Below are 10648 nucleotides of genomic sequence, written 5' to 3' on the forward strand. Positions count from 1 at the left end.
CCCACGAAGTAGAGGTCATGGATCGTCATCACGAGCCACCCCACACGTCCCCCAACGGCTGCCTGCCCGCCCGTCAAACCCGGCTGCGCTCGCGCCGAGTCGTGGTCGTCGCCGCAGCCGCCGCGGCGTTCGTGCTCGCGATCACCCCCGCTTCCGCCGCGCCACGCGTCGAGAACTGGACGGGCAACTCCCCCTACTTCTCGAAAACTTCCGCGTCCGGCGGCACCGTCAGCGTGGTCACGATGTCCGGTGCCAACGACAGCAAGGCCCTGCGGATGCAGCTCGCCGCCCGCCCCGGCGTCGGTCCCGGCAAGGGGGTGGAGATCACCAGCGACGACAAGACGTATCGCTACGGCACCTACGGCTCGCGTCTTCGCACCGCCGACTGCTCGGGACAAGGGCGCCCGGGCGTCGTCACCGGCACCTTCACCTATGCGTCCGACCACTCCGACGCCAATGGCAACGGCCTTCCCGACAACGACGAGATCGACGTCGAGGTGCTCTGCGCCCAGCCGCATGTCGTCTGGCTCACCCTGTGGACCGACTACAGCGACAGCACCGGCGCGGTAAGGAAGATCTCCCGTGCCATTGACATGCGTACGGGAACGGTTCTGCACAACTGTTACGTCACCAAGCTCGGCGGCCCCTGCCAGAGCGCGCAGCCCGGCGAGAACAGCCCCGCGAGCGTCAAACCGATCGCCGGATTCAACTCCGCGACGCAGTTCCACACCTACATGTTCGACTGGCAGCCCGGATCGGTGACGTTCTGGACGTACAACAACGACGGCACCAAGAACATCCTGTGGGACTACCGGGGCCCCGCCTCCCGTATCCCCGGCAAGCCGTCCGCCTTCATGCAGAACGTCTGGCACACCAACACCTGGGATCCGCTGGACGGACCGGCACACGACCAGCCGCAGGCCGCCGTCAACGCGTACATCGACTCCACGACCCTGCCCCGGTGATCGTGCCCTTCTCCCTCTGACAAGGAGTACCGCGTGCCTGTCAAGCTGAGACGAAAGCTGCTGGTGCCGCTCATCGCGGCGATGCTGAGCGCCGCGGGACTGATGACGGCCGGCCCCACGGGCCCCCGCCGGAGCCGCCGAGGCCGAAGGAACCACCAAAGCCGCCGTCCCCGCGACCATCCCGCTCACCTTCAAGAACAACTCCGGCCGCAGTGAACAGATTTACGTCTACAACATCGGGACCCTGCTCTCGACGGGTCAGCAGGGCTGGGCCGACGCGAGCGGCACCTTCCACCCCTGGCCTGCCGGGAGCAATCCGCCCACCCCGGCGCCCGACGCCTCGATCGCCGGCCCGGCAGGCGGCCAGTCGAAGACCATCCGGATACCGAAGTTCTCGGGCCGGATTTACTTCTCGTACGGACAAAAGCTTGTCTTCAAGCTGACGACGGGCGGCCTCGTGCAGCCCGCGGTCCAAAACCCCAGCGACCCGAACAGGAACATCCTGTTCAACTGGTCCGAGTACACGCTCAATGACTCCGGCCTGTGGATCAACAGCACACAGGTCGATATGTTCTCGGCTCCCTACGCCGTCGGCGTCAAACGCCCCGACGGAACCACCAAGAGCACAGGGCGTCTTAAGCCGGGCGGCTACAACGGCTTCTTCAACGCGCTCCGGGGCCAGCCGGGCGGCTGGGCCGGTCTGATCCAGACCCGCTCCGACGGCACCGTGCTGCGCGCGCTGGCGCCCGGCCACGGGATCGCGTCGGGCGCTCTGCCCGCGAGCGTCATGAACGACTACGTGAACCGTGTGTGGAGCAAGTACTCCACCTCGACGCTGACGGTCACTCCGTTCGCCGACCAGCCCAACGTCAAGTACTACGGCAGGGTCTCCGGCAACACCATGAACTTCACCAACAGCTCCGGTGCGGTCGTCACCTCCTTCCAGAAGCCGGACTCGGACAGCATCTTCGGTTGCTACAAGCTGCTCGACGCCCCGAACGACCAGGTGCGCGGCCCGATCTCCCGCACGCTGTGCGCGGGCTACAACCGCTCCACACTGCTGAGCAACCCCAGCCAGCCGGACGCGAGTTCAGCGGGCTTCTACAAGGACGCGGTGACCAACCATTTCGCGCGGAAGATCCACGCGCAGATGGCGGACGGCAAGGCGTACGCCTTCGCCTTCGACGATGTCGGCGCCCATGAGTCGCTGGTGCACGACGGCAATCCGCAGCAGGCGTACATCACGCTCGACCCGTTTAGCTGATCACGCGCTGACGACCCAGCTGAGTGACGGTCCTCGGCAAGGGCAAGGCCGCCCAGGGCGCTGACGCGTCCGTCCTGCGTGACGCACTGCGCCCCCTCTCACCTTGGGGTGGGAGGGGGCGCATTCGTGCGTCCAGGGTCAGGCCGGCTTCTCGCCCAGGGCGGCACGCAACCAATCCAGCGACCCCTGCGAGAGAAGCTCGTCGGCGAGACGCTGCCCGGTTTCGGTGACGAGCCGGCCGCGACTGTTGTCGATCCACCGCTGCGCGTTCTCGTATCCCTGCGCCTTGTACTCGATGCCCTGCAGCATGCACTCGAGCTTGTCCGCGTCCCGGGCGCAGATCGCTTCCGGGGTCTCCTTCGCCTCATACTCGGCCACCAGGTCCCGCACGGTCGAGGCCAGCACCTCGGGCATGCCGGCCGTCTGGTCCGCGGTCACGTCCTCCGGTTTGGCCTCTGACGAGTACTTCTTGCCGAGGTAGTTCACGTCTCCGGTGCGGGTCTCCTGGGAGTCGTGCCACACCGCGAGAAATGCTGCCCTCGCGGGGTCAGCGCCCTCAAGCTTCGCGATGATCGAAGCGATCAACGACGTGCGCCACGCGTGCTCGGCGACGCTCTCCGGATCGCGGACCCCGCCATCCACCATCCCGTGCGCCGCGCGTGCTTGAGCGTGCCCGCCTCGTACAGGAAGTGCGCCACCGCGGACAGGTCGTCAGCCACCGTCCGTCTCCTCTCACGCCTCGGCAAGGCGGATTGCGTACCGGATGCCCTCTATCTCTCGGCGCGCACGCGTCGACAGCTCTGGGCCATCCAACATCACGGGGAGCCGCTCGCGCAGGGCGCGGCCTGCAGGAGAAGGGCGCAGGAGGCTCGGTCGGGCAGCGAGGAACGTCCACAAGGTGTGCACGTTGAGGTCGAAGAACCCTGGTGTGGCGTGAGACCGCGCACCAGGTGGCGCATCCGTCTGTTGCCTTGCCAGGGACCCGCGTCAGACGCGGCAATGAAGTCGTCGGACAGTTGGATGTGCGGAGCCTCACCGATCCCGGTCACCCTCGACATCCGCCTCGCCCGGTGCCGCGCCTACGCCGAGTCCCGCGGCTGGGAGATCGCGGGCATCTGGCTCGACCTCGGCGACCACGCCCTTGGCCAGCACCGCCGCAGTTCAGTTCGCTGTGCGTAGCCATGGACGCAGCCACCGGCCCCATCGTGTGCCTCGTTGACGACTGGGACCGCCTCGCCCGCGAGCCTCGCACAGCGCCGTCATGCGCCGCCGCATCGCCCAGGCCGGCGGGCACTGCGAGACCGCCGAAGGTGAGAACGACGAGCCCGCTGAGAAGGCGCGCGGCCGGCTGCGTACACCCCACTGACGCCCGCCCCGACCGGATGACTCCGGCCAGGAAACCCCGGCCGGGGCGGTTGCACAGACAGCGCACATCCACGAGAGAGGACACCACTCATGGGCACACTCAGCAATGGCCGCGGAACGGTCGCTTTCGAGAACGCGAACGCCCCCGGGCTGGACTGGCACAAGGCAGGGCGGACCGACCTCGACCCGATCGTGAAGGACTGCGTGATTCTGGCCGCGGCGCCGGACGCCAAGGACCATCCGCACGACCGCATCCCGGACGGCACCCGCATGGTGGCGATCTCCGACGACAAGGACACGGACGGTCCGGTCCTGTTCATGAGCCGTGTGGAGATCAGCAAGTTCTTCGACGGAGTGCTCGCGGGCGAATTCGACCACCTCCGGGCGAGCGAGGAGGAGCTGGCGGCCGCTCCAGAGATCGCCGCGGCTGTCTGATCATGGACGCGAGCCAGGTGGTTCAGGCACACAGGTGCATCGAGCAGTTCCGCCACACCCCGTGCCGGGAGTGCCAGAGTCGGCAAACGGTCCCGCTGATCTATCAGGGCCTGGTCGTCGTCTCTTGCGAGAACTGCGGAGGAGCCACGCCGAAGGGCCGCCTCTCCGGTAGCGCGCCGGCCACCGCCTAGCCCTCTCCAACTGCCCCGGCCTGTCTGCGTCCCCCGTCGCGGACAGACCGGGGCTCTTTCCTGTCTTGATCGTTTGCCGATCGGGCCGGCAATCGACCCGGGCGCACCGGAAACAAGATCAGCCCCAAGCCAGAGAGTCTCTGACCTGGGGCTGAGTGGTAGGCCGTGTGGGACTCGAACCCACAACCAACGGATTAAAAGTCCGCTGCTCTGCCAATTGAGCTAACGGCCCTCGGCACAACACCCCCGAGCATAGCCGGACGGAACCGGTGAGCCGATCGGGTATCGGATCACCGGCCCGTCGCCGGTCACAAGATGGGGCAGGCCAGGCGCAGCGCCCTCGCCCGGGAGGCTAGGACAGCGCCTTGTACGTCTGCCAGCCGGAGCCGATCTTCACGCGGGCGCTCAGCGTGCCCGTACCCGTGCCGTTGTAGCGCCACAGCACACCGGCCGTGTCGCGGGCGACCAGGTCCGCCTTGCCGTCGCCGGTGATGTCGCCGACACCGGCAACCGAGTTGTAGATCTGCCAGCCGGAGCCGACCTTCACGCGCGCGCTCAGCGTGCCCTTGCCCGTGCCGTTGTAGCGCCACAGCACTCCGGCGCTGTCCCGGGCCAGCAGGTCACCGAACGTGTCGCCGTTCAGATCTCCGGCACCCACGACCGAGTTGTAGATCTGCCAGCCCGTGCCGATCTTCACCCGGGCCTTCAGCTTGCCCGCGCCACTGTCCGCGTACAGGTACAGCTCACCGGCCGATGTACGCGCCAGCAGGTCGGCCCGACCGTCGCCCGTCAGATCGCCGGGCGAGGTCAGCGTGTTGTAGATGTTCCAGCCGGTGCCTAGCGCCAGCTTGGGGCCGCTCGGCGAGAACGCCTTGCCGCAGCTGCCGTCGTACCGCGTGAGCGCGCCCGAGGAGTTCCGTACGAGGAGGTCGTTGCACTTGTCCCCGGACAGATCGCCGAACGGGACGACGAGCGACGACGACGGCCAGCCGGTCGCCGACACGCCGGTCCCGAGGCCGCCGGTGCCCGTGCCCGTGCGTACGGCCAACGTCCCGCCCGACGTGAGCGCGATCAGGTCGCCCCTGCCGTCGCCGCTGAAGTCGCGCCACTTGGGCAGGGGCGCGGGGGGTGCGGGTGCGGTGGTGGCGGCGCGCAGCTGTGTGGTGAAGTCGCCGGTGGACTGCTGCCACACCGCCACGGGGCGGTTGTTGGCGTCGACGGTGACCTGTCCCAGGGCGTAGCCGTCAGTGTTGGTGCTCAGCGGCTTCAGTGCGGTCCAGACACCGTTCACCCGGGAGGCCGTCATCAGCTTCCGCAAGTCATCGCCCTGGGTCCACACGGCGTGCGCGGTGCCGTCGGGGCCGACCGCGAGGTCGAACTGGTCGTCGGGCACATAGCCCGTGGACAGCGCCTTCACCGGGGACCAGGTGCCGGTGGCCAGGGACCGGGTGACGGTACGGGCGCCGAATCCGCTGCCCTCGATGTAGTCGACCCAGAGCACGGTGACATCGCCGTCGGGGCCGACGGCCACTTCGGCGCCCCTGGAAGCCCCGCCTTCGCTGCCGCTGATCGGCTCCGGAGCCCCCCACGCCTGGCTGCCGGCCGACCGCTGAGCGGACGCCCAGCCAAAGCCGCCCCCGTTGAAGTCGTGCCACGTCCACACCAGCGTGGCCCGGCCGTCCTCACCGAGCGCCAAGGTGGCGGCTCCGGAGCTGACCTTCGGGTCGGAGACCGGGACAGGCGCAGTCCAGCCCTCGGCGTCGGCGGCCCGGTCGACGACCTTGAGCACACCGCCGTCGGGTCCGTACTGCGAGAAGGCCACCGTCGCCGTGCCCGCGCTCGAGTACACGAGCTGCGGTTCGGAGACGAGCGTCTCCAGCACGCCGTCGTCCAGCCGGGTCGGTTCCGACCATGCTGCGCCGGGCGCCGAGCGGACGGAGGAGTAGATCTCGGACGACCGTCCCGAGCCGTGCGACCAGACCGCGATGAGCGTCCCGGACGGGGAGCCGGCCAGCTTCCCGCCGTTGAGGTTGTCCGTGGCGGTCGCGATGTCGGCCGGGGCGGACCATGTCGTAGCGCCGGCCGCAAGGACGGACATCCGGAACGCGGCGCCGGGCTTCTCGTCGAACGGGGCGATGTCGTTCGGGTATTCCACCCAGGCCGCGGTGACGGCACCGTCGGGGGCGGTGACGAGCTGGGCGTTACCGCGCTCGTTGGGGGTAGTGGCCAGGACGTGCGGCGCACCCCAGGTGGAGCTGCCTGCCGGGCGCACCGCCACGACGAGTTCACGCTTGCTGTGATCGGCGGGCTTCCGGTTCCACAGGGCGACGACGGCTCCGTTCTTGGCCGTCTTGACGTCGAGAACACCCTGGATCGCCGTGCCGTCCGTCAGCGGAACGGAGGCCGACCAGGGGTCGGCGGCCGCGGCGTTGACGGCGACGGAGGCCGGGGCCGCGAAGGCGGACGCGGCACCCGTCGCTGCGATGCCGAACCCGAGGACAGGCACGAGTGCGGTGCCAAGTATCCGGCGGACAGTTGCCCGACGGGGCTGAACGTGCTGAGTCACGGATCTCTCCATACGGCGATTTGGCGCATGGAGAGGACGCGGCACGATGTGCCGCGGTCGACCTCGTGAAGTGTTGAGCCCCCCCGGGCACTACCCCCATGCAAGTGACCGGAGCGTAACAGCTGCACCGTCAGGCGCAGAAGACGGTTTCCGCATCTCTTACTACATCGATCCCGCAGGTGAGACGCCCCGGTGACCGGCCGTACGGGCCCGGCCGCCAGAGCCTCTCGCCCGGGTCAGTAGAGCTTGTAGCTCTGCCAGCCCGCGCCGATCCGCACACTGCCGGCGAACGTCCCGGTGCCGGTGCCGTTGTGCCGGTACAGGCCTCCCGCCGTGTCCCGCGCCACGAGGTCCGCCTTGCCGTCGCCCGTGATGTCGCCGACCCCCACGAGCGCGTTGTAGCCGCGGCCCCAGCCCGAGAAGACCTGCACGCGCGCCTTGAACGTGCCGTTGCCGGCACCCTCGTAGCGCCACAGCCCTCCGTTGGCGTCGTGCGCCAGCAGGTCGGGCCGGCCGTCTCCGGTGATGTCGCCGACGCCGACGACCTTGGTGTACGCCTTCCAGTTCGTACCGATCAGCACCCGGGCGGCGAAGCCACCGCCGTCCACTCCCGCGTAGAAGAAGAGGTCCCCGGTGTCCTTGTGGCGGGCCACCAGGTCGGCGCGGCCGTCGCCGTTCATGTCGCCGGGCGAGGTCAGCACGTTGTACTGCCCCCAGCCCGTGCCGACGCGTGTGTACACGGCCTCGGCGTCCAACGGCTTGCCGCACCCGGGCCGGTAGGCCCGCAACTCACCGGTGCCCAGCCGGATCAGCACGTCGTTGCACCGGTCGCCGCTGACGTCCCCGAAGGGCACCGCGAGGGCGGAGGTGGACCAGCCGCTGCCTGTGGTCTTGCCGGAGAGCATCCCGGAATCGCCGCGATGGAAGGTGAAGTCTCCGGCCCCGTTGAGGGTGAGCAGATCGCCGATGCCGTCCGGCAGGGTGCCGACGTGGTCGTGCCGAACCGGCGCGCCCTTCCGCAGGGCCACCGGCCCCGATGCGGTGAACGCCGGGCCCTGGCCGTCGGCAGGCGTGGCGGTCAGCGCAAAGGTGTAGCTGCCGTTGGGGAGGTACCCGCCAGTGGCCGTCCGCCCGTCCCAGTACGCCTCGATCACCCCACGGGGCGCAGTGCCCGACAGGGTCCGTACGACCGTGCCGGTGGCGGCACTCCGTACGGTCACCTGCCAGCCGGACACCGGCTTGGAGACCAGCCAGCGCCCGCTCCAGCTCGCTCCGCCCACCGTCACCAGAGTGGAAGCGGTGGCTTCGAGGGCCGAGACCCGCTCGGTGGGAACACCGCTGTGAGCCAGATGGACCCGCTTGTCGGAGGCCACATACGCGACCGGCCCACCGAACTTGTCGACCGTCCAGGTCACGCCCCGCTTGTTCACCGCAGTGCCGGGCAGATCGCCGACGGTCCGGGTCACGTCGGCCGTACCGTCCTGGAAGGCGGTCAGCAGCAGCTTGCCCGCCGCCTTGTCGTGGCGTACGAGATAACCGTCGCCGATGAGTGCCTCACCGGACGGTACAGGGATGTTCTTGCGGGCGGTACGGTCCCACACCCCGGCCTGACCGGTCGGGCCGCAGGACCAGTAGATCCAACGCCCCACCGCCTGAAGGTCCTTGGCGACGCAGGGGGCGCCCGTGGCGAGGGTCGACTTGGCACCGGTCTGGAGGTTCTCGGCCGCGAGCACCCCGGCGGTGGCCGACGGCGACCAGAGAATGGAGCCCCAGACGGAGGCGGCGGTGACCGGGCGGGTGCGGATCGGCATCAGGTCGGTGTAGACGCCGAGGTCGCCCACGTACTGCATGGCCGGGTTCGCGCCGTTGACCACGGCGTAGCGGCCGGTGATGTCCAGCACCGTGGCATTCCCAGAGGGCACCCGGAAGAATCCGGCGGAGTCATTCTTGTCGAGCGAGTCGAAGTTGGTCTCATCGCTCAACGGCATCGTACGGATCATCCGGCCGTCACCTGCAGACCATGGTCCTGCCCCGTAGTCCGACCAGCCCATCGTGACCGGCTCGCCCACCGAGAGCTTCGTCCCGGCGGTGGTCACCGACCGACTGACGAATGTGCCGCCGAAGCCTGAGTCGGCCTCGTCAGTGGCCAGCGTGCCGTTGGCCAGAGAGAGGTGCCGGATCGTCGCAGGCTCGGGCGGAACACCGACAAGGTCGGTCGTGAAGATGGGGCCTCCGCCCGACCCCCCGGACAGCCGGCGCACGCTCCAGTGCGCGGAGTCCGGTCCGCCCGTCACCAGGAGACCGCCGTCCGGGGTCTGCACCAGCTCGTTGTCGGCGTGCGTCAGCAGCCTCACCGGGGCAGCGCCGCCCGGGGGCACAGCCACCAGCGGCATGCCACGCACGTTCCGCGAATCCTGGGGCTGACTGACGAGCGCGCGCGCCACGACCACCCAGTCACCGGCGATGCCCAGCCGCACGGACCCCTCGCCGGCCGACAGCGCCCTGATCTCGGGTTCCGCACCGGGGTTGTCGCGCGGCACGACGCGGATCGGGTTCCCCGGGCTGTACCAGGCGATGAGGTCCCGGCCCAGGGCCGCCCGGGCATCGAGGATGCTCCCCCCGGGCCCCTCCGGTCCCACGGTGAACGTCCCGGTGGCGATGTCGAGCAATCCGAGGTGGGGACGCGCGGGAGAGACCGAAGAATCCCAGTAGCGCAGGACGACTGTTCGGGCATCGGCAGCGAGAGGAGTCTTCTCGACCCGCGCAGTGACCGGCAGTGCCACGTCCCGTACCTCAACGGAGCCGTCGGATGCGAACCGGTGCAGCTTCAGGTCGGCGACATACGTATCGCTCGCGGCGGCATAGGTGACGACCGTCTCGCCGTAGGTACCCAGATAACTGCCCGTCGAGAGCGGGAGTTGGCGCACGCTGCCGTCGTGCATCCCCCGCAGCTCGACGCCGCCGCCCCTCCGGACTGCCACCGTGTCCGATCCGGCACCCGCGTACCCGGGATATGTCCCGGCGCTGACGAGCCCGTCGACCGTAACCGACTGCCTATCGGAGTAGCGCGTCCAGAGATAGCCCGGCGTTCCGTCCACCCGCCGCAGAAAGCCGCTCGCTCCGGCGGAGATCATCGAACTGCCGCGCGGCACATAGCGGTCGGCCTGGAAGACCGTATGCGCGGGCGCGGGATCCACGGCCGCGGGCGCTGCGCCGACGGGGCCGATCCCTGAAGTCATTCCGATGGCAACACTGACCGCTATGGCAGCGCCGCGCATGAGGGCACGATGGGCCACTCAGTCCCTCCCCAGGACAAAAAAGATGGCGTGGGAGGGCCAAGCACCTGTCCGGCACCGGAATCTTGTTGAGCTGCCCCCCGGCAGAACCCCCACGCGAGTGGACGGATCGTAACAGCAGCAACAGCCGCCCCACAGACGCAAACAGGGCCCGTACGACACCGAAGTGTCGTACGGGCCCTGTCAGTCAGACCGTCGGATCAGACCGTCTGGTCGGACCAGATCGGATCAGCCGTTGCGCTTCCAGCGCGGCTTGTCGTCACGGCGCCCGAAGGAACCCGTGTTCGTGCCGGTACCGGTGGTGCCTCCGCGGTGGTCGTCGCGGCGGCCGTACGGGCGGTCGCTGCCACCGGAGCGGAAGCCGCCCGCGGGGCGGTCGTCGCGGCGGTCGCGGTTGAACGGACGGTCGCTGCCACGGTGGCCGCCGGTCGGGCGGTCGTCGCGGCGGAAGCCGCCCGAGGAACGGTCGTCACGGCGCTCGAAGGAACGGCCACCACGGTCGTCACGGTCACGGTTGAAGCCACCCGTGGGGCGGTCGTCGCGGCGGAAGCCACCGGACGACGGAC

General features: G+C 69.3%; 5 protein-coding genes, 1 tRNA gene and 3 pseudogenes. 4 read left to right on the forward strand and 5 right to left on the reverse strand.

Features of this window, described 5'->3' with window-relative positions; all coding sequences use genetic code 11:
- The first annotated feature begins 17 nt into the window (after positions 1–17).
- Together ACZ3H8_RS14160 and ACZ3H8_RS14165 are read left to right on the forward strand one after the other, a co-directional pair.
- Positions 18–965, forward strand: coding sequence for a glycoside hydrolase family 16 protein (locus ACZ3H8_RS14160; RefSeq protein WP_467401392.1), 948 nt, complete (start codon positions 18–20; stop codon positions 963–965).
- A gap of 102 nt (positions 966–1067) precedes the next feature.
- A pseudogene (locus tag ACZ3H8_RS14165) lies at positions 1068–2229 on the forward strand (glycoside hydrolase family 64 protein).
- 138 nt (positions 2230–2367) lie between these two features.
- Here ACZ3H8_RS14165 and ACZ3H8_RS14170 read toward each other — a convergent pair.
- A pseudogene (locus ACZ3H8_RS14170) lies at positions 2368–2948 on the reverse strand (HD domain-containing protein).
- 280 nt (positions 2949–3228) lie between these two features.
- Here ACZ3H8_RS14170 and ACZ3H8_RS14175 point away from each other — a divergent pair.
- The gene (locus ACZ3H8_RS14175) at positions 3229–3408 is read left to right on the forward strand and encodes a hypothetical protein (RefSeq protein WP_467401394.1); all 180 of its coding nucleotides are present in this window, start codon (positions 3229–3231) and stop codon (positions 3406–3408) included.
- Positions 3409–3684: 276 nt separating this feature from the next.
- Positions 3685–4029, forward strand: a complete 345-nt coding sequence (locus ACZ3H8_RS14180) for a DUF397 domain-containing protein (protein ID WP_467401396.1) — start codon at positions 3685–3687, stop codon at positions 4027–4029.
- Between the two features lie 347 nt (positions 4030–4376).
- Here the strand turns inward: ACZ3H8_RS14180 and ACZ3H8_RS14185 are convergent.
- The 4 genes and pseudogenes from ACZ3H8_RS14185 to ACZ3H8_RS14200 form a co-directional block, all read right to left on the reverse strand.
- A tRNA-Lys gene (locus tag ACZ3H8_RS14185) sits at positions 4377–4452 on the reverse strand.
- Between the two features lie 120 nt (positions 4453–4572).
- Entirely contained in the window at positions 4573–6786 is a 2214-nt protein-coding gene (locus ACZ3H8_RS14190) for an FG-GAP-like repeat-containing protein (RefSeq protein WP_467401399.1), read from the reverse strand.
- A 236-nt stretch (positions 6787–7022) separates the two neighbouring features.
- Positions 7023–10064 (reverse strand): FG-GAP repeat domain-containing protein, encoded by a 3042-nt coding sequence (locus ACZ3H8_RS14195; RefSeq protein WP_467401400.1) that lies wholly within the window; start codon positions 10062–10064, stop codon positions 7023–7025.
- A 246-nt stretch (positions 10065–10310) separates the two neighbouring features.
- Positions 10311–10648 (reverse strand): annotated as a pseudogene (locus ACZ3H8_RS14200) (DEAD/DEAH box helicase); the annotation flags it as partial.

The sequence above is a fragment of the Streptomyces sp. NPDC002868 genome (assembly GCF_055563295.1).

Bases quoted from the DNA above. Each gene is read 5' to 3' on its own strand.
- ACZ3H8_RS14195 (WP_467401400.1), bottom strand. From the start codon at position 10,064: ATGCGCGGCGCTGCCATAGCGGTCAGTGTTGCCATCGGAATGACTTCA.
- ACZ3H8_RS14180 (WP_467401396.1), top strand. From the start codon at position 3,685: ATGGGCACACTCAGCAATGGCCGCGGAACGGTCGCTTTCGAGAACGCG.
- ACZ3H8_RS14160 (WP_467401392.1), top strand. From the start codon at position 18: ATGGATCGTCATCACGAGCCACCCCACACGTCCCCCAACGGCTGCCTG.
- ACZ3H8_RS14175 (WP_467401394.1), top strand. From the start codon at position 3,229: ATGAAGTCGTCGGACAGTTGGATGTGCGGAGCCTCACCGATCCCGGTC.